19 protein-coding genes and 1 pseudogene are annotated in these 23523 nt (G+C 54.9%); 7 read left to right on the forward strand and 13 right to left on the reverse strand.

Translation table 11 applies throughout. From position 1 onward, the window contains the following. Positions 1-8: 8 nt before the first annotated feature. From DW082_RS03905 to DW082_RS03920, 4 genes are all read left to right on the forward strand, one after another. A complete protein-coding gene (locus DW082_RS03905; protein WP_055204553.1) occupies positions 9-521 on the forward strand; it encodes an LptE family protein in 513 nt (170 codons plus the stop codon). Between the two features lie 112 nt (positions 522-633). After that, positions 634-1005, forward strand: a complete 372-nt coding sequence (locus DW082_RS03910) for a hypothetical protein (protein WP_118457443.1) — start codon at positions 634-636, stop codon at positions 1003-1005. 35 nt (positions 1006-1040) lie between these two features. Next, positions 1041-1403, forward strand: a complete 363-nt coding sequence (secG, locus tag DW082_RS03915) for a preprotein translocase subunit SecG (RefSeq protein WP_055204184.1) — start codon at positions 1041-1043, stop codon at positions 1401-1403. Between the two features lie 111 nt (positions 1404-1514). Next, positions 1515-1955: an N-acetyltransferase gene (locus DW082_RS03920; protein ID WP_101570626.1), complete on the forward strand. Its 441-nt coding sequence runs from the start codon at positions 1515-1517 to the stop codon at positions 1953-1955. 209 nt (positions 1956-2164) lie between these two features. Here DW082_RS03920 and DW082_RS03925 read toward each other — a convergent pair whose 3' ends face one another. The 5 genes and pseudogenes from DW082_RS03925 to DW082_RS03945 form a co-directional block, all read right to left on the reverse strand. Continuing rightward, positions 2165-3256, reverse strand: coding sequence for a PKD domain-containing protein (locus DW082_RS03925; RefSeq protein WP_228385774.1), 1092 nt, complete (start codon positions 3254-3256; stop codon positions 2165-2167). A 5-nt stretch (positions 3257-3261) separates the two neighbouring features. Beyond that, positions 3262-5567 (reverse strand): annotated as a pseudogene (locus tag DW082_RS15415) (GH92 family glycosyl hydrolase). Positions 5568-5636: 69 nt separating this feature from the next. Then, positions 5637-7781 (reverse strand): hypothetical protein, encoded by a 2145-nt coding sequence (locus tag DW082_RS03935; protein WP_118457447.1) that lies wholly within the window; start codon positions 7779-7781, stop codon positions 5637-5639. 17 nt (positions 7782-7798) lie between these two features. Then, positions 7799-9640, reverse strand: a complete 1842-nt coding sequence (locus DW082_RS03940; protein ID WP_118457449.1) for a hypothetical protein — start codon at positions 9638-9640, stop codon at positions 7799-7801. A gap of 92 nt (positions 9641-9732) precedes the next feature. Then, a complete protein-coding gene (locus tag DW082_RS03945; RefSeq protein WP_118457451.1) occupies positions 9733-11862 on the reverse strand; it encodes a DUF5722 domain-containing protein in 2130 nt (709 codons plus the stop codon). Between the two features lie 355 nt (positions 11863-12217). On the opposite strand from DW082_RS03945, the gene feoB reads away from it, so the two are divergent. Then, positions 12218-14689, forward strand: coding sequence for a ferrous iron transport protein B (feoB, locus tag DW082_RS03950; RefSeq protein WP_118457453.1), 2472 nt, complete (start codon positions 12218-12220; stop codon positions 14687-14689). A gap of 12 nt (positions 14690-14701) precedes the next feature. Further along, positions 14702-14881, forward strand: coding sequence for a hypothetical protein (locus DW082_RS03955; RefSeq protein WP_055204170.1), 180 nt, complete (start codon positions 14702-14704; stop codon positions 14879-14881). Between the two features lie 21 nt (positions 14882-14902). On the opposite strand, the gene DW082_RS03960 is transcribed toward DW082_RS03955, so the two are convergent. The 8 genes from DW082_RS03960 to DW082_RS03995 form a co-directional block, all read right to left on the reverse strand. Next, positions 14903-15157, reverse strand: coding sequence for a TIGR03905 family TSCPD domain-containing protein (locus tag DW082_RS03960; protein WP_055204168.1), 255 nt, complete (start codon positions 15155-15157; stop codon positions 14903-14905). A gap of 56 nt (positions 15158-15213) precedes the next feature. After that, positions 15214-15942 carry a LytTR family DNA-binding domain-containing protein gene (locus DW082_RS03965; RefSeq protein ID WP_118457454.1) on the reverse strand — a complete coding sequence of 243 codons (729 nt, stop codon included), beginning with the start codon at positions 15940-15942 and terminating at the stop codon, positions 15214-15216. 2 nt (positions 15943-15944) lie between these two features. After that, a complete protein-coding gene (locus tag DW082_RS03970; RefSeq protein ID WP_118457499.1) occupies positions 15945-17003 on the reverse strand; it encodes a sensor histidine kinase in 1059 nt (352 codons plus the stop codon). 57 nt (positions 17004-17060) lie between these two features. Then, positions 17061-18281, reverse strand: a complete 1221-nt coding sequence (locus DW082_RS03975) for an ABC transporter permease (protein ID WP_055204161.1) — start codon at positions 18279-18281, stop codon at positions 17061-17063. 10 nt (positions 18282-18291) lie between these two features. Continuing rightward, positions 18292-19038 (reverse strand): ABC transporter ATP-binding protein, encoded by a 747-nt coding sequence (locus DW082_RS03980; RefSeq protein WP_055204160.1) that lies wholly within the window; start codon positions 19036-19038, stop codon positions 18292-18294. 26 nt (positions 19039-19064) lie between these two features. Then, the gene (locus DW082_RS03985) at positions 19065-20240 is read right to left on the reverse strand and encodes an efflux RND transporter periplasmic adaptor subunit (RefSeq protein WP_055204158.1); all 1176 of its coding nucleotides are present in this window, start codon (positions 20238-20240) and stop codon (positions 19065-19067) included. A 21-nt stretch (positions 20241-20261) separates the two neighbouring features. Further along, positions 20262-21590, reverse strand: a complete 1329-nt coding sequence (locus DW082_RS03990; RefSeq protein WP_118457456.1) for a TolC family protein — start codon at positions 21588-21590, stop codon at positions 20262-20264. A 222-nt stretch (positions 21591-21812) separates the two neighbouring features. After that, positions 21813-22265, reverse strand: coding sequence for a DUF2059 domain-containing protein (locus DW082_RS03995; protein WP_118457458.1), 453 nt, complete (start codon positions 22263-22265; stop codon positions 21813-21815). Between the two features lie 204 nt (positions 22266-22469). On the opposite strand from DW082_RS03995, the gene DW082_RS04000 reads away from it, so the two are divergent. Then, the gene (locus DW082_RS04000; protein ID WP_118457460.1) at positions 22470-23516 is read left to right on the forward strand and encodes a DUF2776 family protein; all 1047 of its coding nucleotides are present in this window, start codon (positions 22470-22472) and stop codon (positions 23514-23516) included. Positions 23517-23523: the final 7 nt, after the last annotated feature.

Genomic DNA, 23523 nt, shown 5'->3' on the forward strand with positions numbered 1-23523 from the left:
AAAACGCCATGAAAAACAGACTGAAATACATCATCCTGCTCGTATGCCCGCTACTGTTGGGTACGTGCAGCGTGAGTTACTCCTTTTCGGGGGCTTCGCTGTCGCCCGAAATGAAAACGATCAGCATCGCCCGCTTCCCGAACAATGCGCTGTTGGTTGCCCCGATCCTCAGCTCGACGCTAACGGATGCGCTGCAGGAACGTTTCGCGCGCCAGACGAAACTGATCCAGGTGCCCGAAAACGGCGACCTGAATTTCGAAGGCGAAATCACGAATTACGCGTCGACGCCGGCGGCCATTTCCGGGGATGAGTACGCAGTACTCAATAACCTGACGATCACCGTACGGGTACGGTTCACCAACGCTGTCGACCCGTCCCTGAACTTCGACAAAACTTTTTCGGCTTTCTCCACCTACGAGAGCAGCAAACTGTTGCAGGAAGTCGAACCTACACTGATTCCGGAAATCGTGGATCAGTTGGTAGAAGATATTTTCAACGCTGCCGTATCGAATTGGCAGTAATCCGCCTGCAGATGAACGACGAAACGGCATCCCGAACCGCTCCGCTCCTTTGCGATCCGCCCGAAGAGGCGGCCGGCCGCTACCCGTGGTTCGTCGCCGCGCAACTACTTCTATGGCAACGGGGAGGAACAATCACGCCTGCTCTCCGGTTGCGACAACAGTTCCGGCCGTTGCCGGATTTTTACTGAAAAAAAACGAAACGGCAGCTACGCGGGACCCGTTCGAAGTCATCGAAAAATTCCTGCAGGAAACCCCTTCCCGCCGTTCCCCGGCGACGGGAACGCTCCCCGGGGAGGATCTGTCCCGGGAATCCGTCACCGAAGACCCCGACCTGATTTCCGAAGAACTGGCCGAAATCTATGCAAAACAGGGATTTTATTCCAAAGCCAGAGAAATTTATACCAGATTAAGTTTGCTATATCCGGAAAAAAGTGTTTATTTTGCCGAGATTCTTACCGGGCTCGGCGACAGCGAATCCGATTAACTGACCAATTATAAACGTTTAAACCCATATTAGTAATGTATATTTTCTGCATCGTATTGATCCTGATAGCAAGCATCCTGTTAATTCTTGCCGTTTTGGCTCAGAACCCCAAAAGCGGCATGGCTGCCAATTTCGGAGCATCGAATCAGGTCATGGGCGTGCGTCAGACCGCCGACTTTCTCGAAAAATTCACCTGGGGGCTGGCTATTTCCATCGTAGTACTGAGCCTGATCGCAACGATGACCATGCCGTCGGCCAGCATTTCGTCGAGCAAAAGCGGCGTCGAAAGAGCGCTGGAACAATCGCTGGAAAGCAACGAAAACCTGATGCCGCAGGCATTGCCGGCAGCCGGACAGGACGCAGCCGCTCCGGCACAGACGACGGACTCTGCAAAATAGACGTTTCCGATCCGGCGGCGGCATCGGCCGGTTTCGCCGGACGTTTTATGAATTTATACAAAAAAGGTGTCCAACAAAGCATGTTGAACACCTTTTTCATTTTCCCGCAACATGATACGACCGCTCGAACCGGAAGATACGGACACCGTACTAGAAATATGGCTGCGAAGCTCCGTCGCGGCACACGACTTCGTGCCGCGCAGCTATTGGGAAGGGAAGTTGGACGAAATGAGAACCCGTTACCTGCCCGACTCCCGCACGTTCGTCTACCAGGACGAATCGGCGGAAAGCGTCTGCGGATTCGTCTCGCTGGTCGAAAACTATGTCGCGGCCCTATTCGTCCATCCCGACCGGCAGGGACAAGGTATCGGACGCCGCCTGCTGCAATGGGCCGCAGCGCAATATCCGACGCTGGAACTGAGCGTATACGCCGAAAACAAACGGGCCGTACGCTTTTACCTCCGGGAAGGTTTCGAAATCCGACAGGAACAGACCGATGCGAATACCGGCCGCAAAGAGCTGCATTTACTGCTTCGAAACAAGCGATATTGAACCATCCTATGTCCAATCCTCGCGTCACATACAGGTTTACGGCGATGCCGGTTTTGCAATTGCGCCCGCAGAAAACACGGCGCGACGCTTCCAAACGATAATCAAGGCAAAATCAGCTAATTGAATAAAAATATTCAAATAAACGGATCGGGGAAGTTCGATGAACTTCCCCGATCCGTTTATCAATAGAATAGTACGGCAATCTGCCCTTACCGAGTCACCACCTCCCACACCTTGATGCGGCGGTCTTGCCCGTCCGGGCCTTCGACGGTCAGCGTCACCGTCCATTCGCCGGCTTTGGCATAACGGTGCAGCGGATATTCCTCGGAGGATTTCGTTCCATCGCCGAAGTCCCACTCCCGGCGGGCGATCTCTCCGGTCGAACGATCTTCGAACAGCACGATCCGCCGGTCGCGGTCGACTTCGGTAAACGCCCAGTCGGCAGCGATTTTCGGCCGCAGCGTCTCTTCCAGCGGCATCAGCCGGAAAGCGTTTAGGAACGAAGCGTCGCGGATCATCCGGAAATCGTGCGACAGACACATCACCGGATCGGCTTTCGGCCGATCCACATCGAAATCGATCATACACCACGACATTCCGATCAACTCGTTCTCGGTCAACTGCGAAACGACCGAACGACCGGGCCCTTCGACCGCCGCGTAATCGAACGGCGTGATCCAGAACTCCATTTTCAGCACACCGGATTCACCCGGCCCGAAATCATAGTCGTACGCGACGTTGGCATACGGGAAATCCTTGATCCACGGCGTAGAACCCCATACCATCGCCCAGTCTTTCCCGTGCTGCACCGGCGTGAAAATGTGGTAATTCTGCGCATGGGCGCCATGTCCCTTGAAATGCAGGTCAGCAACCGGCAGCTTGTTGATATTGCCGTTGTCTTCCTTGATAAACGGACCGCCGGACGCGTCGCCGTCGACCACCAATTCGAAAATATCCTGCCGCAAACCCGGATCGGTAAAGTCCCAGCTATCGTCGTAAGCCTCCACATAGAAATAGAGCCGGTTCTCCCCGTTCACCCAACCGACCTTGACGGTCAGGTCGAACTCCTTCGGATCGAGGTTCTCACCGCGTCCGCCATGCGTATCGTACAACTCCGACAATCCAATCGCATAGGAATCGGGCACCATGTCCCAATCCGAAAAATCGCCGTCGATACGCGGAATAGCCGTCCGCGGAAACTGGAAAATCCGATACTCCTTCTCCGGCCGGGCGAACCCGAACGCCTGCTGCGCGCCGAAAATGCACAGCAAAACTCCCAATAAACAATTGATCCGTCTCATCCCTGTCAGTTTTCAAAGGTTTCGTCGCACATCGACTGCGGCAGGTCTTCCGGAGAACTGCCCCAGTTTTTATTCGGTTCGGGCCCCATCTCGAACGCCAGCGTCGCATTGCCGCCGAACAGGTCTTCGTGTCGCAGCCAATTCTTCGAATACGGTGCGCCATTCAGCGTTACGGACTGAATATAGCAATTTTCGCGCGATACGCCGTTCGCCCGGATCGTCAACACCCCGTTCGGATGCTTTACCGACATCTCCCCGAAAATCGGCGTTCCGATAAAATAAACGCCCCGACCGTGGGTAACGGGATAGAACCCCATCGAACTCATCACGTACCACGCCGACATCTGACCGGTATCGTCGTTGCCGCAGATCCCTTCGGGAGAAGTATCGTACAGCGTGTAGATCACGTCGCTGATCCGTTTTTGCCCTTTCCACGGTTGTCCGGCATAATTGTACATGTAAAGGGTGTGATGCCCCGGCTCGTTGCCTTGCGCATACTGTCCGATCAAGCCGGTAATATCGGGCGCTGGGTTGTCGCCGTGTATCTCGGAACTGACCGTAAACAGCGAATCGAGTTTGGCGACGAACGGATCGCGGCCGCCGAACAGATTCATCAGCCCCTTGCCGTCGTGAGGCACGAAGAAAGTCCACTGCCACGAAGTGCCTTCGCAGAAATCGTCGTCCGGCCGGTAGTGGTTCGAATGGAACGGATCGAACGGCGTCCGCCAACTGCCGTCGGAATTCCTGCCGCGCATAAAGTTCAGATTCTGATCGAAAAGATTCTTATACCAGCCGGCCCGGCCGATGTAATAGTCGTAGTCGTCCCGGTGCCCGAGCATCCGCGCCATCTGAGCGATGCACCAGTCGTCGTAGCAATATTCGAGGGTCTTCGAAACGGAAGTCACCTCCAGATCGCACGGCACGTACTCGTACTGCTTGTAATAACGCGTCCCGCGGAACGCTTTCAGAAAATAACCGAACGTATCGCGGTTGGCCGACGCTTTCATCGCCTCGTAAAGCGCTTCCGCATCGTAACCGCGAATCCCTTTGCAATAAGCGTCGCAACCAGCGGCATCGAATGATAACCGATCATGCACATGTTCTCGACGCCGGCCAGCGTCCAGATCGGCAGTTGACCGCAGTGGCGGTAGTGCTCCAGCAAGGTTTTCATCAGATCGCGGGTCACGTCCGGCCTGAGAATCGCGATCAACGGGTTCTGCGCCCGGAACGTATCCCAAAGGCCCAGCACGCCGGCGAAATAACGGAAATCGCCCTTATATACCTTCGAGTCGGAACTGCGGTATTCGCCCGTCACATCGGAATAGAGCATCGGGTAGAGCATCGCGAAATAGAGACTCGTATAAAACACCTCCTTCTGCGGCGAATCGGCATCGGCGATCCGGACAGCCGACAGGGCTTCGTTCCAGTCCCGATAAGTCGTTTTCCGGACTTTATCGAAATTCCATCCTTTGATCTCGGCCCTCAGATTCTGCCGCGCGCCGTCCATACTGACCGGGGAGATGCCCACACGGACGACGACCGGTTTTCCCGCCTTCCCTCCGAAACGCAGCACGGCCCGCACGTCGGTACCTTCCAACTCACGGACGCCGTCCCGAAAATGCTTATGATCGAAAAGACGGCACGAAACGATCGGCTCTGAAAATTCGGCGTAGAAATAGACGTGCTGTTCCGGCGCCCAGCCGTTCGAAACCCGGTATCCCCGCACCGTACGGTCGTCGACCCATTCCAGCCGCGAGATTTTGACGGTATCGAAATCTTCGTCGGCGAAAATGGTCGTCGAATGCTCGCAGCCGTGTTTCAAGTCGATGATCAACTGCCGCATCGCCCCTTCCGGATACGTGTAGCGGTGCATCCCGCAGCGAGCCGTAGCCGTCAGTTCGGCATCCACGTCCGAATCGAGCCTGATCCGGTAATACCCCGGTTCGATAAACTCCTGCTCGTGCGAATAACGGCTGCCGACGCGGTCGGGACAAACCTGCTGCTGCGTCCATACGGCATCCGTAACCGGAAAGAACATGATGTCCTGATAATCGGTTCCGCCGCCGCCCGATTTATGGGTGTGGCTGAAACTGTAGATCAACGGATGGTCGTAGTGGTAGCCGGAAGCGGTGAAATAAGTATCCGGCCCCAACTGCACCATTCCAAACGGAGCTGCCGCCACCGGCACGACGCATCCGGCCGCCCCGGTTCCCATCATCGGCCGTACGCAGGCAGCCGGTTCCGATCCGGCGGCAAACCCGGCCGTACACCACAGCAAGGCGACAGCCGATACGATTTTACGATAATTCATCTCGCATTTTATTAAAAAAGCGGGAGCCTGCCGTTCAACAGGCTTCCCGCAATGAAATTTTCCGAATAACTACTTTTTACCTTTTGCCGCCTCGGCTTCGCGGTCCAACAGGTAGTAGATGTTGTCCGCGATAGCGGAAGGAGGAATAAACATACCGCCGTAGTTGCCCGTCGTCGCATTGTGCGTATCGGGGAAACAATAGTCGAACGCACCCTCTTTGTAACGGTCGTACGTCTCCGGAATATTGTGCGGACGCCAGTTGTCGTCGGTATGCACATTCATCCAACGGATCGCCGCATTGGTAATACCGCGGTGGAACTTCATCCAGTCGATCTCCGGATCGACCTCCTCCCAGCGGATGCCGTTGGCAATCGACTGAGCGAACACGGCGAGCACCTCCCACTGCACATGGTCGCGCACCCAGTTGGCGAAGTACCAGTCGCTCGAACTGAGCACCGGTTTGGTATTGTACAGCATCGGAATCTCCTCCGGCTCCCACAGGTGCGTGAAAGGCAGGATCGTACGCATCCAGTAAACCGCTTTTTCCTTGTATTTCGGATCGCCGAACTGCTCGAACGCCTTGTAGTTGGCGATGGCGGCATGTCCCGCGGCGAACAGGTTGGCCGCATGCAACGGGGTTTCCCAGAAGTCGCCGCCCTCGGGGCGCGTCATCGACATGCAGAAGTCGATCGCCTTTTTACCCGCGTCCAGGAAACGCTGTTCGCCGGTTTCCTTCCCGATTTGCAACAGTTCCATCGCCGGCAGAATCGTAATGTCGAGCGCCGTAGCCCCGTCGAGTCCCATCGGCTCTACGAAAGAGGTCGCTACCTTGAAATCGTCCTTGCGGTAGTGTCGTCCGTCCGGTTCGAAAGCGAACGAACCGTCGGCACGCTGGATTGCCAGAATTTCGTCCCCATGTTTTACTTGGCGGGCCTTCTTCTGTTCGGGCGTCTCGATCTTAACCATAGGAACTTCTTTGGGCTGCAACGATTCGATTTTGGCCTGCAACTCTTTAACTACCTGCGATTTTTTATTTTCGTTCATGTAACGCCTCAAAAATCCTGGAATGTTCGGGCCGGCCTCGTCGATCGAACGCTGCACCACGCCGAAACCATGCCCCTCGTGCCACAGGTTCGTATTATAAGCGCCGGCCATCAAGTCGAGCGCCTTACGGTAATCCCATTTCGGAGCCGAAGGTTCAGGCAGGCCATGACGTTTCACCCAGTCGGTTACCACATCGACGCTGTTCCCTTTGCTGAGCCACAGTTCGGCGTCGAATTCGATCTTCTCGCCGATACGCAGTTCCGGAGCGATCTGCGAATAAATCTCGTTCTCGTGCCCTTCGACCGAAGCGTCCGGAATCATCAGACCCATCAGTTGGTTATTCATCCGATCGACGAAATTCGGCGAGGCGAACACCGGTTGCGGATGCTGCGTGCGGTAGTTGAACCAACGCGCCGCTACCGCATTCGGGTCCCATGCCAGTCCGATACCGTCCCCCTCGTAGCTGATCGCCATCAACGGCACAGACACCTTGTTGGGGTGGGGGACGACGCGCAGCGCCCACGGGTCTTTGAAAAAGTCTGAACCGCTCGTCCACTCGTCGCCGATCGCCCAGTCCACACCCGGCAGGATCGCATCGTCCTTCTTCGTCCCGAACGACGATTCGCCCACCTTCAGCCATGGACCGCGCAGGTAGCGCAGGTAGTAATTACCGGTCGCCGTCAGATCGTATTTCAGTTTGACGAAAGGAGAATCCGGAGTGACGGTAATCGTCACCGTTCCGGTAATGGCCGGCTCGCCGTACGGATAGTGCATCCAGTTGTCGAACGAAGTGCCTTTCAACATCTCGCGCACGACCACCGATTTGACGTTGAATACGAGACTTTCGCCGTCGGCCGTCCTGACCCGGGACACCGAATCGGCCTCGAAACGCATCGGGATGTCCTGATCGCGGATCATCAGTTCGCCCAGATGATCCATCACGGCCATCAGCTTGCCTTCGGGCGTCAGAATTTCACCCCAGCCCCAGCCTTTGATCCGTTTGAAAAAGTTCATTGTGACATACTTGTTTTCGAGCGTCACCGACTCGTTGACATAACTGCTCTGCTTGAAATGCGGAGCCAGGCTGCCGTTGGCGGCCGTCGCGCTGCGAGCCGTAAAGACCGAGACGGACAACGCCGCCAGGACAGCCGGGAAAAACATTTTTTTCATATCGTTTCAGGTTATCGTTAATCCTCTTCATACCGGTAATTCGCGCGGCGCGACGGGGCCTGATCGCCATTGAGCAGGAACTCGTCGATATCCCCCAACTTTTGGATGCCGTCGGCCCAATGGAAATCGAAAGCCAGTTTTCCGGGCCCGAAACAGCTACGCGGAACGCTCACCATCAGCTCGTTACCCTGGTAGCGATAGGCTGCTTCGCGGCTTTTCCTCCATCCGGTCTTATCGTAGGTTTTGACCATGCTCTTACCGCTTCGGAAACCGTCGTTAACAAGCAGGTCGTAGCCTTCCCATCCGGTCGCATGCTGCCTGTCGGTATCGATAAACAGCAACATCCAATACGGATCGGTATGCGGAGTAAGCGGCTGCGCCGTTTTTACGTAGAAATAGACATACTTATCGTCACGCGCCACCTTCGACTCGATAATGTCGTTGCGCCCGGTCGCATTCACATACGGCCCGGCGGCGAAATTACCCGGACTGTCGCGGTGATACGTATCGCCCGCATGATCGTAATAAGTCTTTTTGACCTGCCGCCACTGGTCGAAACCGCCGTTCAGGTCGATCGTTACCGGTTCGCCGGCCGGTTCGGGCTTGGCAACCCCTTTGTACTTCCGGACATTGGCGATCAACTGGTAGTAATAGTTGTCGGTATGGCCGCCCTTCATCGGTTCGATGTCTCGGCTGAACTCCTGGTTGTACTGGTCGATGAAATAGCCTTCGCCCATTTTGACTTCGCGGCCGCCTTTGCCGCATTTGGCTCCGGGGAAAAAGTCCCATTTCTTCATCTCCTCGGCGTAATCCGGATTCGTCCGGTTCATCTGTCCGGCCGTCCATTCGTTCCAGCCGGTCACGAATATAAATTCCGGATCGACCTCCAACGCACGCTGCCACTGCTGATCGAAATAAAGCCCCTTATCGGTATCGGTCGTCGCATCGTACCGGTCGTGTTCCGGCTCCACGCCGTCGCGGAAACTCCGTCCGATATTCGACAGCGGATGCTGCGCGGATGCCACCGGCACGTACTCGGCCCGGTCGGGCGACTCGTGCCAGCCGACCGACTGCGGATAATGGTCCACCCACGGCCACTCGTCATGTCCGTCGTCGTACCACCGGAGCGTCGTCCACGCCCAGCTTTGTCGGATCGTGAAAAAATCCCGGATCTCTTTCGGGAAACGGACATCGTCCATTTGCTGGCGCCCGCCGATGATATGCTGCCCGAACATCAGCAACGGCTTGCCTTTCCAGCGGAACCACAGATCGGCATACAACCCCCGGCTGTAGATCTGATCCCAGAGCTGCTGCACCGAATTCTGGCTGGCCAGGCAGGCGATCTGCGGCGTGGTCTCGCCCTCGGAACGCATCTTGCGGAACACTTCGGCGATGAAGACGAAAACATCTTTGTAAATATTGTCGTTCGTATTGTCGAGAACGATCAGATCGACACCCGCGTCGGAGAGCATCCGCGCATGACGGCGGATGATCCACTCGTCCTTCATGATGTAGTAACCCGCTTCCGGCTCTCCCCAGTAATGGACGCCGCCGCCCCATTTCGGGTTCACCGGATCGGCCTTCAGTATCTCGGTCACGTTATAAGGACCGTCTTTCGCCCCGTTCTGGTTGTGGGTTACGAAATAGAACATCGCCACCGTGCGGTTCGTTTTACGCGGACCGCACTCCGCATAACCGGGCAGCGTCCGTCCTAGCGCATCGGTAGCCACCCACGTATCGGCCTGCAGGTCGCGGCCGCCGCATCCGGCAGCCTGACCTGCCGTTTGCGCGGAAACGCTTCCCGACAGCAGACCGAAGGCCGCGAACAGAGCCGCCCGCGAAATCTTAACAGTAAACATCGTATTCAAATTTATCAAAACCGGATTCTTATTTATCCGCCGAATCCCCGCCCGAAATAGGCGAGGATACCGGCGGATGATTCAATTACAATCTATTTCGATTGGGTCGGCATGGCGATCGGTTCTTTGTAAATAATCTGATCCCAACTGTCGATGCCGATGATTTTCTTAGCGAATTCGAATGCCTCTTCTTCCCGGTCGGTGCCGAAAGCCTGGAATACGAACCAGGCCGGTTTGCGTCCCGACGGATCGTCCTTATCGTCCGGGAAGCGACGGATACCGATCCTGAGACCTCCTTCGCCGCGCTGGTCGAACCAGCCGTGCATCTGATAAGCGTCGATTCCGTCGCAGGCTTCGAGCTTCTTCAACGCATAAGCCATTCCGGCAGCCTGTTCCAGCAGCGCTTCTTCAGAGTAATCTTTCGAATTGGGATTCTGTTCGGACAGATAAAGCGTACGTTTCTCCTTGCCTTTATAGAGCGCGCGCGGCTGCTTGATCCATGCGTCGAGCACTTCGAGGTTCTTGAACGTGATCAGCGGCGTATTGTAATCGAACGTCGCTTCGGTATCGAGCCACGCTTTCGGTTCGAACAACGATTGCGGATAAGGATGGTGTGCCACGCCCCATTTGAAATCGCCTTCGGCCTCGGTGTAATCGAGCAGCAGGTCGAGCAACTGGGCCGACGGGTAGCAATACTCGTTGTGGCGCGACTGCCAGTAGTGGGTCAGCGTAATCAACACTTCGGCATGCGGGTTATATTTGCGAGCCGTATAATAGAGCAAACGCATCGACTTGACGTAAATATCCATGAACCGCAGCGGCGTTTTGATCCCGGCATTGGTCCACACCCAACCGGCATCGACTTCGTTGTGGGCGATCCAGTGGTGGATGCGGCCGTACTTCTTGTCCGGGCGGTTGTAGCGCGAAGCGAGGAAATCGATCGCGGCGGCGTAAAGGTTCAGCGATTCGAGCGTCGTCATGTTCGGCATCGTATAGATACCCGCCGGATCGAAATCCGGATGTTCGAACAGTTTACCGGCGGCTTTGTCGGCAAAAGCGCGCTCCGGAGCCACCAGAATGATCGCGCTGACGATCATGTTTTTCGAAGCCGCGAATTGCAGCGTCTTGTCGAATCCGTCGATGGTTTTCTTATCGGCATAATAAGTTTTGCCGTTGTATTCGAACGGAATCGAATTGTCGGACGGAGTCAAGCGCATAAAGCCGAGCCATATATTGACCGTAATGCTGGTCGCCTGCAGGCTGTCCGCATCGGAAGCGTACGGACCGTCGTGGAAACCGCCGATCCCTTTTTTGGTAGCCACCACCTCGTGCGGCAGATCGTACTGAGCCTTCACGTCGTCGGCATAACGCCCGTGCGAACAGATCAGATATCCCTTCTGCGACTTCTGGGCCAGCACCCAGCGCGAATAGAGGCGGTCGTACTGCCGCCCGTCAACCTGCGCATAGCGGTCGAATTTCAGCTTGAAGTTCGTCGGCTTATCGATTTTCTTTTCGGTAATGAAAGTCAGATCGGTCAGGTCGCCGAACATCGGCACTTCGCACAAATAAACGTCGCCCGGCATTCCTTTGATATTACCGGCCACTTCGACGCCTTCGTCGGTCACTTTCACGTCGGTCACCTGGCACGGGTGATCTTTCTTAAGGTAAACGTCGATATCGTAGTTCAGTCTTTTCTCGCGTGCTTCCCGTTCGGCTTTCTGCCGGTTCTGAGCGATCTCTTTTTCGGTATAAGCCCTCAGGCGCGGCGACTTGATCCGCATGGTGGTCGGTTTGGCCGCATTCGGAACGATCAGCAAGCTCAGAAAATCATTGGGACTTTTAAGCTGTTTGAGCTTATCGGACACATCGACCGAGAAAGTGCTCCATCCTTCGGCGATCGGCAGGCGGATCATGTTCTCCTCGATGCGCGACCGGTCGTTATTGACCGTCACGACCATGAACTCCATGCCCGAAGCGCAGAAATAATCGAAACTCAGCACCGCCACATCTTCCGGCAACTGCTCTTTCAGCGGGGCGAACTCAATCACCGCGTCGTTCGGAGCGGTCGTCACCTCGAACACTCCCTTTTCGACCTCTTTCATCACAAAACCCTTCGACTCTTTCGGCGCGACGGACAACGGCACCGCATCTTGGGCATGCAACTGCGAAACAAACAACAAGGCCCCGATCAACAGCAGGCCGACAAAACGTTTCTTACTCATCTCTTCGTTCAGTAAAATTAGGTTAAAGTTATCTCCGGCGGCATGCAAAACCACACGCCTTACCAAATACAATAATACGATTTTTTTGCCGAAAGGCCCGACGATTTGTCCCGAAAAATCATTTTACGGAGTATTATTATCATTTTACGGAGCATACGGAGCGCTCCGTACATACACTTTTTTCGCCTTTTTCCGTTTCGTCCGGTAGAACAACCGGGATACTGTTTTATCTTTGCAGCGGCAGTCATAACCGATTCGAGGTACGAGGGAAGCCTTTTTCCCCGGCTTCAGGTATTTTCCGGAATCCTCCGGTTGCGTACCTTTGCCCGGAAAAAATTTCCCGGTCTGACGATAAATGGAAAAAGAAATCATAAATAAACGCCTGTCGGAACTGAAGACGTCGGAAGAAGGGGTCATCACCAAAGTGTTCGGACACGGCTCTTTTCGCAACCGGATCACAGAAATGGGATTCGTTCGCGGCAAAACGGTGCGGGTCATCAAAAACGCCCCGCTGTCGGATCCCATCGAATACGAAATCATGGGTTACCGCATCGCCCTGCGCAAAAGCGAGGCGGAACTGATCGAAGTTTCGCTGCCGAGCGGCGGAACGGCGGGGTCGGGACTTCCGTCCGGCGGAACGTTCCGGGACGAATCGGTCAACCGTTTTCAGCACGTAACGGGCCGAACCATCAACGTCGCGCTGGTCGGCAATCCGAATTCGGGCAAGACATCGCTGTTCAACGTCGCGTCCGGCTCCCACGAACGGGTCGGCAATTACAGCGGCGTGACGGTCGACGCCAAACAGGCCGTTTTCCGGCAGGACGGCTACACGTTCAACCTGTTCGACCTGCCTGGCACCTATTCGATCACCGAATACACGCCCGAAGAACTTTACGTGCGCCGGCACATTCTCGACGCCATGCCCGACGTGGTTATCAACGTGCTGGACGCCTCGAACCTCGAACGCAACCTGTTCCTGACCACGCAACTGATCGACATGGACTTGAAGGTCGTGATCGCGCTGAACATGTACGACGAGCTCGAAAAGTCGGGTCTGAAACTGGACTACCGTAATCTGGGCCGGATGATCGGAATCCCGATCGTGCCGACCGTCGCCTCCCGCGGCGAAGGAATCCGGGAACTGTTCAAAACCGTGATCGACGTGTTCGAAGACAACGAACCGATCGTGCGGCATATCCACATCAATTACGGGAAAGACATCGAACACAGCATCCGGCTGCTGCAAGACGAGATCTGGAAAAATACCGACCTGGTTGCCCGCTATTCGTCGCGCTATCTGGCGATCAAACTGCTTTGTAACGATAAAAACGGATACGAAGTGGTCGAACCGGCCGCCAACTTCGCCGAGATAAGCGCCGTGGCGGAACATGAACGGCAGAAACTCGAACGCCAGTACAAAGACTGCGTCGAAACGATCATTACGGACGCCAAATTCGGGTTCATCGCCGGAGCGCTCGAAGAGACCTGCCAGGGCATCAACCTGCGTAAAAACCGGCCCGACGACCGCGTCGACCGGATCATGACCCACAAGGTCTGGGGACTCCCGATTTTCCTGCTGATCATGTGGATCATGTTCCAAACGACCTTTTCGCTCGGCGGCGTCCCGGCCGGATGGCTGGAAACCGGCGTCGAATGGTTAGGGGACTTCATCGGCGGAATCATGCGGGAAGGCCCTTTGCGCGAGCTGATCGTCAACGGGATCATCAGCGGAGTGGGGGGCGTGATCGTCTTCCTGCCGAACATCCTGATCCTGTTCTTTTTCATCTCGCTGATGGAAGACACCGGCTATATGGCGCGGGCGGCTTTCATCATGGACAAGCTGATGCACAAGATCGGATTGCACGGCAAATCGTTCATTCCGCTGCTGATGGGTTTCGGCTGCAACGTTCCGGCCATCATGGCCACGCGCACGCTCGAAAGCAGAAAAGACCGGCTGATGACCATGCTGATCATCCCGTTCATGTCGTGCAGCGCCCGGCTGCCGGTCTACGTCCTGCTGATCTCGGCCTTTTTCCCGTCGAACCAGGGACTGGTGCTGTTCTCGATCTACCTGATCGGCATCCTGATCGCCATCGGGTCGTCCATCCTGTTCAAAAAACTGCTGTTCGCAAAGGCGGAGGCTCCGTTCGTTATGGAACTTCCGCCGTACCGGATACCGACGACCCGCAACGTAGTCCGCCACATGTGGAGCAAAGGATCGCAGTACCTACGGAAAATGGGAACGGTCATCCTGACTGCGTCAATCATCATCTGGGCCCTCGGATACTATCCGCGCAACGTGGAATATTCGGTCGATTACGACCGAGTGGCGGCCGAAATAGCCTCTTCCGGCCTGTCGCCCGAAGACGAGCAAGCAAAACTGCAGGAACTGAACGACATCCGCCATGCCGAACACCAAAAGCAGTCCTATATCGGAAAAATCGGTCGTTTCATCGAGCCGGCGATCCGGCCGCTCGGCTTCGACTGGCAGATCGGAATCAGCCTGTTCAGCGGACTGGCGGCCAAGGAGATCGTCGTCAGTACGATGGCCGTGTTGAGCAACAGCGGGGACGACGACGCTTCGCTGGCCGAGAACCTGCAAAAACAGGTATACACGCAAGGCGACAAGGCGGGACAACCGGTCTACTCGCCGCTGGTAGCCTACACGCTGATGTTATTCATCCTGCTTTACGTCCCCTGCATCGCGGCCATCGTAGCCATACGCCGCGAAGCCGGTCGCAAATGGGCCGTGCTTTCGGTCGTCTATTCGACGGGCTTAGCATGGTTATTGTCTTTTGTCGTTTACCAGATAGGAAGCTGGCTATAAAAAACGGTAAATATGCAGGGAATCATTACGGCAATCATCATCGCGGCGGCATTCGTTTACACGCTGTTTTCCATCTACCGGTGGAACAAGCGAAAAGGGTGCGGATGCTCCGATAAAAAGAGCGGAGAGTGCGACCTGTGCGACGGCTGTTCCGAATGCAATAAACGCGACCGGAAAGAGGGAAGGCGGTAGTTCTTATACCGGCACGTCCGGTTATCCGACCTGTTCCAGTGCCCGGGCCAACTGATCGGGGCAGGAAGTGCCTTTTCCCCTGCAATCGATCCCTTTCAAACGGGCGATCGCTTCGTCCACAGGCATCCCTTTTACCAGCGAGCAGATCCCCTGCGTATTGCCGTGACAACCGCCGACGAAGACCACTTCGCATATTTTACCGTCTTCGACCGCCGCGTGGATCATTTTGGAACATACCCCGCCTACCGGAGTATAATCAATCGTTTTTGCGCTCATTGCATGAAAGTTTGAATTCGACTTGCAAAGGTAGCAAATTCCGGCCGTTTTATCCATCACAACAGTAACGAGCGACGCGACAGCAACTGCATGAAACATTCCCGGTAAGAGTCGGACACCGGAATATATACCTTCCCGAACACGATCCGGTTCCGTTCGATCGTTTTGATCTTGTCCACATGGACGATAAACGAACGGTGCACCCGGACGAAACGGTCGGCAGGCAGGGTTTCCTCGATAGCCTTCATGCTCATCAGCGTCATCACGGAAGCCCCGTCTTCGGTATGTATCTTTACGTAATCTTTCACGCCTTCGATATACAGGATCTGATCGAGGCGCAGCTGCACCATCTTGTATTCGGTCTTGACGAAAAGAGTTTGCGCGGATCGGCCCTGGGCAACTGGCCCCTCCTGTTTGCCGTCCTGAAGCCCGAACCAACGCTGCGCTTTGTCGGCGGCCCGCAGGAACTCGGCATAACTGATCGGTTTGAGCAGGTAATCCAGCGCATCGACCCGGAATCCTTCCAGCGCGTACTGTTCAAACGCCGTCGTAAAAACCACCCGCGTTTGCGTTCCGATCATCCGCGAAAGCTCCAGCCCGTTGAGCTGCGGCATCTGGATATCCAAAAAAATCAGGTCGATCTTTTCGCGCTGCAAAACGGTCAGCGCTTCGACCGCACTGGAACACGCTCCCGCAAAATGCAGGAACGGCGTCTGCTTTACATAACCCGCCAGCAGGTCCCGCGCCAGCGGTTCATCGTCCACGACAAGCGATTCGATAGCCATCGTCAAAGGTTTATAATCAGTTGCGACATATAACGATTTCCCAGCCGTTCCGTCCGCAAAATGTGCCGGTTCGGATAAATCAGGTTCAGCCTTTTACGCAGATTGTCGAGCCCGATCCCGGAACCGCTGCGGTCGTGGTCGTCTTTCGGGAAATAGCTATTCTCGATCGTGCAGACCAGCGTATCGGCTTCGGTAATCCGGAAAGCAATGCTGACGAACGATTTTTCGGACGGGCTTACCCCATGCTTGAACGCATTCTCGATCAGCGTGATGAACAGCAGCGGAGCTACCATATACCCCCTGCCGTCATCGGGAATGTCGATATTCAATTTCACCTGATCGGACGACAACCGCAAGCTCATCAACTCGATGTAATTTTTCATAAATGCGAACTCCTTGTCGAGCGAGATCAAGTTCTGATTGTTGTCGTACAACACGTAACGCAGCAAATGACTCAGGCTGTGGACGGCATACTGCGCCTGCGGGGGATTCAACTGGATCAGCGCATAGATATTATTCAGCGTATTGAACAGGAAATGCGGATTCAACTGACTCTTCAGGTTTTTCAGTTCGGCCTGCGTCCGTTCCTTTTCGATCTCCTGCTTTTCGGCCTCGGTACGGTACCAGTTACCGGTCATTTTGATCGCCACGCTCAGAGCGACCGTCAGCGCCAGCAGCATAAAATTCCACATCAGGAAAAAATAGGCCGGAGGGCCGTGGTGTCCGTCACCCTTCCGGGGCAGATCGGTCATAACGTACAGTCGGAAAATCTCGTGCCAGAAATGCTGGAACAGGTCTACCGCGACGATCAGCAGCAAGTTCATCAGAATAAAACGTCCCAGATGCTTGCGGAACAACTGCCGGTCGATCAACACGCAGTAATTGATGTAAAACACGATGATGAACGTCACCGGAACGACACAGAAATCGAGATATCGACTCAACGAAAAGGTCGCGTCATTCCTTCCGTACGCAAAAAAGAACGGCGACGTGAACATCAATCCCCAGGCGATCGAATGGATTGCAATCTGGAAAAACCGGTTCTTTTTACTCTGAGGCATGTTCATTTTGTTTCCGTAAATTTAAGCGTTTTTATTCAATCCGCCAATCCGGCCCGGCTATTCGTAGCGGATCGCTTCGATCGGGTCGAGGTTCGAGGCCTTCTGGGCCGGATACCACCCGAAAAAGATTCCGGTCACGGTGCAGACGGCGAACGACAAAATCACCGAATAGGGCTGCACGAATACCGGCCAGCCGGCCGCATGCTTAATCACTGCCGACGCCCCGATCCCGAGAACGACTCCGATAATACCGCCCATCACGCTGATAATCACGGCTTCAATCAGAAATTGCCACAGGATATGCCGTCCTTTGGCTCCGATCGACATCCGCAACCCGATCTCCCGGGTACGCTCGGTTACCGACACGTACATGATGTTCATGATCCCGATCCCGCCGACCAACAGCGATATGCCCGCGATACAGGCCAGCAGGATGGTCATCAGGTCGGTCGTCGAACTCAACATCGAACTCAGTTCTTCCTGCGAACGGATGTTGAAATCGTCGTCGTCCCCCGCCTTGATCTTATGGTTTTGCCGCAGGATGGCCGTCAGTTCGTCGATCGCCTCGCCGGACATCTCTTCGCTGATAGCCGATGCGAAAATTCCCTGCAGATAAGTGATCGCCAGAATACGTTTCTGCACGGTAGTATACGGAGCCAGTATGAGGTCGTCCTGATCCTGTCCCATCGAATTATAGCCTTTCGGCGTCAGCACGCCGATGATTTTGAACGGAATTTTCCCGAAACGGATCGTCTTGCCGAGCGGATCCTCACCGTTCGTAAACAGGTTCTCGACCACGGTTTTCCCGACCACGCACACTTTGGCGGCCCGCCGGATATCCTGATCGGTGAACATTTCGCCTTCGCCGACCGAATATTTTCGAATCTCCATATAGTCCTGGTTGATGCCGTAGACCGAAGTAGGGGCGTTGTTGGCCCCGTTGACGACCTGTCCGCTGCTGTTCACCACCGGCGAGCAGGCGCTGATATAGGAAGCCTCGTGAATAATGGTCTGGTAATCCTCCATTTTCAGCGTCTGCATACTACTGGCGCTCTGACGTACGCCGCCGAAACGGCCGGCTCCCGGATGTACCATGATCATGTTCGATCCCATTTCGGAAATCTGCTCCCGAATACTGCGTTTCGACCCCTGACCGATGGCCAGCATCGCGATCACCGACGCGACGCCGATGATGATCCCGAGCATCGTCAAAAAGCCCCTGAACTTATTGTTCGAAAGCGCTTTCAGCGCAATTTTTATCAGATTCTTGTAATTCATAATCCCCGTTTTATTGGCCGCTGTCCTGCGGCAGCGAATCGAGTACTTCTTTGGCGGAACGGACTTGCGTATTCTGCACGTCCTCGACGATCCGCCCGTCGCGCAGCACGATGTTGCGGCTGCAGAACTCGGCGATCTCCGGATTGTGCGTTACGAAAACGATCGTACGCCCTTCCCTGTGCAGCTTTTGAAAAAGCGTCAGGATCTCGAACGACGTCCGCGTATCGAGGTTACCCGTCGCCTCGTCGGCCAGAATCATCACCGGATCGTTCACCAGGGCCCGCGCGATGGCCACCCGCTGCTGCTGGCCGCCGGACATCTGGTTCGACCGGTGATGAATTCGGTCGGCAAGTCCCACTTCATGCAAAGCATTGATAGAACGTTCTTTGCGATCGCGCGCCGAAACCGACGGATTGTAGAACAACGGCAGTTCGACGTTTTCGAGCGCCGTCGTCTTCGGCAACAGGTTGTAGGACTGGAATACGAAGCCGATCTTACGGTTACGCAACGTAGCGCGGTCGTTACGACTCATCTCGCGCACCGAAATCCCGTCCAGGTAGTATTCGCCCGCGGTCGCCGTATCCAGACACCCGAGCAGGTTCAACAGCGTCGACTTGCCGGAGCCGCTGGTTCCCATGATCGTAACGAATTCCCCTTCCCGGATGCTGAACGACACCCCGCGCAACGCATGCACCGTTTCACCGCCCACGACGAAATCCCTGCGGAGGTTCTCGACCCGTATAATATACTTTTCCATGATCAAATCCTTATAAGTAGGAAAATCTATTTTTTCGCATTCTTACGCGCCCCCGGAGGAGACGGCATAAACGGATTCGCTTCGCCCTGTCCGTCCGAAATCGACGCCACTCCGATATCCACGCCGGTAACTACTTTGTCGCCCTCTTTGATATCGCCCGTTATTTCAGCAAAAATCCCGTCGTTGTCGCCGGTCGTGACATTTACCGGCTGCAATCCCTGCGGCGACTGCGTCCATAAAACCCGCGCACGCGGATTGGCCGAATCTGCGACCGGTTCCGGGGCATTCTCCGGCTGGAAACGCAACGCTTTCAAAGGCACCAACAACACACTATCCTTCTGCATCGTATAGATCGTCAGGTTGGCCGTCAGTCCCGGCTTTAGCTTCAGATCCGGATTCGGAGCGTCGACAACCACTTCATAGGTAACCACATTCGACTCGGTGGTCGGCTGCAGACGCACCTGCGTTACCGATCCTTTGAAAACATCCTCCGGAAAGGCATCGACGGTGAACGTCGCCTGCTGCCCCTCGACCACGCCTCCGATGTCGGCCTCGTCCACGTCGGCGATCACGCGCATCTGGCGCAAATCGTTGGCGATCGTAAACAGGGTAGGGGTGTTGAAGCTGGCGGCAACGGTCTGCCCTTCTTCGACCGCACGGTCGATCACCACGCCGTCGATCGGCGAATAGATCGTCGCATACTCCAGATTCTGCCGCGCCTTGGTAATATCCGACTGCGATTTTTCATAACTGCTTTTCGCTTTATTGTATTGGTATTCGGCCGTCTCGTAATCGGTATCGCTGACCATCTTCTTTTCGTGCAGCCCTTTGATTCGCAGAAAGTTTTTCTCCTGATATTCGTATTCCGTCTTATTGGACTGCAAAGTCGCGGAACTGGACGCCAAATCCGCCTCCAACGTCGTTTTGTCCAATTCGGCGATCACCTCGCCTTTTTTCACCACCGAGTTGTAATCCACATAAATATGATTGATGATGCCCGACACCTGCGTACCTACCTCCACCTGGACGATCGGTTCGATGGTACCCGTCGCGGTAACGGTATTCACGATCGATCCCCGGTGTATTTCCGCCGTTTTGTATTTCATCTGCGGCTTTTCGCTTTTGCGCAGGATCAGGAATGCAGCCACAGCCAGTACGGCGATTACGACGATGGCGATTCCTATTTTCTTCAATGTTTTCATGAATTATATTTTTTTGATTGTTTACAGCGTAATCGGTTCGTTCTGGTAGAAGTTCAGCAGTTTGATCGACAGCACGGCCTGATACTTGGCCTGGATCTGTTCCTGCTGCGCCGACAGGTAGTTGTTCTTCTCGGTCAGCAGTTCGACCGTATTTTTCATCCCTTCGTTGAATTGAGCCAGCACCAAACCGTAACTGGTTTCGGCCGATTTTACTTTGTCGTTGGCAGCCAGGTAGCGGCTCTGCGCCGAAACGGCATCCTGGTACAGCGACTCGACGTCTTTCAGCAGATCCTTTTCCATGCTCTGGTAATCGAGTTCGGCCTGACGGGTTTGCAAACGCGACCGTGCGATCGACGACTTCGCCTTGCGATTGTTGAAAATGGGAACGCTGAGCGTAATGCCCACATTCTCATTCAACTTGTTATTCAACTGATTGTAGAAAGAGTAGTTCGTTCCCGAAATATTCCCTGTACCGATCGATGCGCTGGCCGTCAGGCTCGGCAGTCCGTCTCCGGCAGCGATCTTCTCGCCCAACTGGGCCGACTCCACGTTCAAACGGCTGTTTTCGACCTGAGGCATCACCTCCAACGCCCGCCGGTACACCCGGTCCAGCGCCGGCACTTCGGCCAGCACGTCCTCGCTGCTCAGGTCGGGAAACTGCACGTCGAAAGATTCGTCCAATCCCAGTTCGAGCAACTGTTTCAGAGTCAGAATATTCTGATCCAGCGATGTTTGGCTAACCGTCAGTTGATATTTGTCGCTGCTGTACTGCGACTCCATCTGGGCATAATCGCTCGGAGCGATCGAGCCGGCTTCCAGCAACGCCTTCGAACGCTCCAACTGCGCGGCGGACGACTCGACGGTCTGTCGGCTGATCTTCACGTTTTCATTGGCGTACAGGATGTTCAGATAGGCCTGCGTCACGGCAATCTCAATGTCGTTCCGAGCCATATCGACCTGGAACTGCCGGCTTTTGTTGATCACCTCTTGTTGCCGCAGCGAATTGGTCAGCTTGCTCCCGTTGTAGATGGTGATGCCGGTCTTCAACGCATAATTTCCGGAATAGGTTCCGTTAGCTTCGAAATTCCCGTCCGTCTTTTCGCTTTTCTGATTGACGTAATTCTGCGACGTCGAGAAATCCAGCGAAGGCACCCGCTTAGCCTTGGCTTCCGCCAGGTCTTCCTGTGAACTCTGCTGGGTCACTTGAGTCGAATGTACCTGGATATTGTTTTCCCGCGCATAGTCGATGCATTTGCGGAGCGACCATCCTCCCGGCGACTGGGCCCACGCCGCCTGTCCCGCGAACAGCAGGAGACAAAGGGCCGGAATCGGTTTAAATCTGTTTATCATATTCGGTTTGCATTATGAGATTTCTCAATGCAAACATAATTTTATCCGATCCGTACGGCAAATGAAATATAAATATCCCGCATTTCCATCGACCAACGCCCCTTTTTCATCGACAGGTTCCGCGTCGGCACCCGATGCAGTTCATCCAGATGACGTCTCTTTCCGAAACGAGGCGACCGCCCCATTTGGAGCGGCCGCCCGGTAGCACGACGGCCCGTCCGATTACGGCTGCGTCTGTATTTTGGCCGATTTTACGATCTCTGACATTTTACTGCCGAATTCGGCGGCCCACTGCGGCACCACGCCCATCACCTCCTTTAAAATCAACGGTTGCGTCGAAGCCATTTTCTTCCCCAGCGGGCTTTCGTAAAACGCGATCAGTCCGTCCAGATCCTCCTCGGTGTAATACTTGGCGTAGATCGGGGTCATCATTTCGAGCATCTTCGGAAAGTATTCCGCCATCAGATCCTCGATCTGCCGCGAAACGGAATCCGGCATTGCGGGCACCTGCTGCTTCATCATGCCGATCATCTGTTTCGGCAGTTCTTTCATAACCGCATCGGAACCCGAAAGTTCCAGCATTCTCGTCATTTTCGCCGTATACTCCGGCGTCTGCGCCCGAACGCCCAGCGCGAGCAGCGCAAGGGCTCCGTACAGTAAAACCAACTTTTTCATTTTTTCGATTTAAAATCCATACCCGATCATTTCCTTCTTTACGCCGCAGGTCGTGCGGTACGTCCGAATAAATAAAGATAGCAATACGTTAAATGTAACGATAAATCGAATATCCGCAAAATAATCTTCTCTTTTTTATAAAAAAACAACGGGGCGCAGTTTTTGAATGAAAACCGGCAATGTTCAACCATTAAAACAAGACATATGAATTACGGAATCAGCGTATTGTTCAGAGCCATACCGCTTGTAATGGCCCTGTTTTGCTTTTTTTACGGCGGCTACATCTACCTGTGGGGCGACGACTCTTCGCGGATGATCGCCGGTCCGGTCGTTTTCTTCCTCGGATCGATCTGCATCGCACTGTTTGCGACGGCCGTCACGATCATCCGCCAGATCATCCACACGTACAATCCGTTCGCCAAGTATTTTCTGCCGATTCTCGGATACTCCGTAGCCCTCGCCACGTTCATCTGCGGCATCGCGATTTTCAAAGACACCGAAGTCGCCGAATTTTTCGTGGCGGGGCACATCGTCTGCGGACTGGGGTTAATCACCGGATGCGTCGCGACGGCGGCCACCGTATCCACGCGTTTCTCGCTGATCCCCGAAAACAGCACTTCGCCGAGCCGCGAGATCAACGCCAAAGGATTTACCCAACAGCAGGAGCTGATTTTCGAATCGATCGCCGCATTCTTCGCGGCGCTGGCCTGGGCCTGGACGATCGTTCTGCTGGCCGGAGGCAGCACGCCTCATTTCGTAGCCGGAAGCGTGATGGGGGGTATCGCCTGTATCTGCACCTCGCTGATCGCATTGGTCGCCAGCATCGTCCGCCAGGAGAGGAACGTCTATGCGGACCGGGAAAAAAAGATCTGGCCGAGACTGGTGCTGATCATGGGCACGATCGCCACGATCTGGGGACTGATCGTGATCTTCGTCTATTACGGCCAAACCCGCGACTTCGTCGGATTCGTCCTGATCGGCCTGGGCCTGGTTTGTTACAGCATTTCCAGCAAGGTCATCTTGCTGGTTAAAATATGGAAAGCCGAATTTCCGCTGGCCGCGCGTATCCCGCTGATCCCGGTACTGACGGCCTTGATCTGCCTGTTCCTCGCTTCGTTTCTGTTCGAAGAAGCTGTTTACAAAGAGAAATTTTTCGTTCCCGCCCGGGTAATCGTCGGTCTCGGAGCGATCTGCTTTACGCTTTTCTCGATCGTCAGCATCCTCGAAAGCGGCGCGAAAAAATCCAAATAACCTTCAA

Origin of the sequence: Alistipes sp. AF48-12 (genome assembly GCF_003477565.1) — a bacterium.
In the GTDB taxonomy this organism is placed as follows: Bacteria; Bacteroidota; Bacteroidia; order Bacteroidales; family Rikenellaceae; genus Alistipes_A; species Alistipes_A hominis.

Coding starts and splice junctions, on each gene's coding strand:
- DW082_RS03905 (WP_055204553.1), top strand. CDS start 9: ATGAAAAACAGACTGAAATACATCATCCTGCTCGTATGCCCGCTACTG.
- DW082_RS03910 (WP_118457443.1), top strand. CDS start 634: ATGGCAACGGGGAGGAACAATCACGCCTGCTCTCCGGTTGCGACAACA.
- secG (WP_055204184.1), top strand. CDS start 1,041: ATGTATATTTTCTGCATCGTATTGATCCTGATAGCAAGCATCCTGTTA.
- DW082_RS03920 (WP_101570626.1), top strand. CDS start 1,515: ATGATACGACCGCTCGAACCGGAAGATACGGACACCGTACTAGAAATA.
- DW082_RS03925 (WP_228385774.1), bottom strand. CDS start 3,256: ATGAGACGGATCAATTGTTTATTGGGAGTTTTGCTGTGCATTTTCGGC.
- DW082_RS03935 (WP_118457447.1), bottom strand. CDS start 7,781: ATGAAAAAAATGTTTTTCCCGGCTGTCCTGGCGGCGTTGTCCGTCTCG.
- DW082_RS03940 (WP_118457449.1), bottom strand. CDS start 9,640: ATGTTTACTGTTAAGATTTCGCGGGCGGCTCTGTTCGCGGCCTTCGGT.
- DW082_RS03945 (WP_118457451.1), bottom strand. CDS start 11,862: ATGAGTAAGAAACGTTTTGTCGGCCTGCTGTTGATCGGGGCCTTGTTG.
- feoB (WP_118457453.1), top strand. CDS start 12,218: ATGGAAAAAGAAATCATAAATAAACGCCTGTCGGAACTGAAGACGTCG.
- DW082_RS03955 (WP_055204170.1), top strand. CDS start 14,702: ATGCAGGGAATCATTACGGCAATCATCATCGCGGCGGCATTCGTTTAC.
- DW082_RS03960 (WP_055204168.1), bottom strand. CDS start 15,157: ATGAGCGCAAAAACGATTGATTATACTCCGGTAGGCGGGGTATGTTCC.
- DW082_RS03965 (WP_118457454.1), bottom strand. CDS start 15,942: ATGGCTATCGAATCGCTTGTCGTGGACGATGAACCGCTGGCGCGGGAC.
- DW082_RS03970 (WP_118457499.1), bottom strand. CDS start 17,003: ATGCCTCAGAGTAAAAAGAACCGGTTTTTCCAGATTGCAATCCATTCG.
- DW082_RS03975 (WP_055204161.1), bottom strand. CDS start 18,281: ATGAATTACAAGAATCTGATAAAAATTGCGCTGAAAGCGCTTTCGAAC.
- DW082_RS03980 (WP_055204160.1), bottom strand. CDS start 19,038: ATGGAAAAGTATATTATACGGGTCGAGAACCTCCGCAGGGATTTCGTC.
- DW082_RS03985 (WP_055204158.1), bottom strand. CDS start 20,240: ATGAAAACATTGAAGAAAATAGGAATCGCCATCGTCGTAATCGCCGTA.
- DW082_RS03990 (WP_118457456.1), bottom strand. CDS start 21,590: ATGATAAACAGATTTAAACCGATTCCGGCCCTTTGTCTCCTGCTGTTC.
- DW082_RS03995 (WP_118457458.1), bottom strand. CDS start 22,265: ATGAAAAAGTTGGTTTTACTGTACGGAGCCCTTGCGCTGCTCGCGCTG.
- DW082_RS04000 (WP_118457460.1), top strand. CDS start 22,470: ATGAATTACGGAATCAGCGTATTGTTCAGAGCCATACCGCTTGTAATG.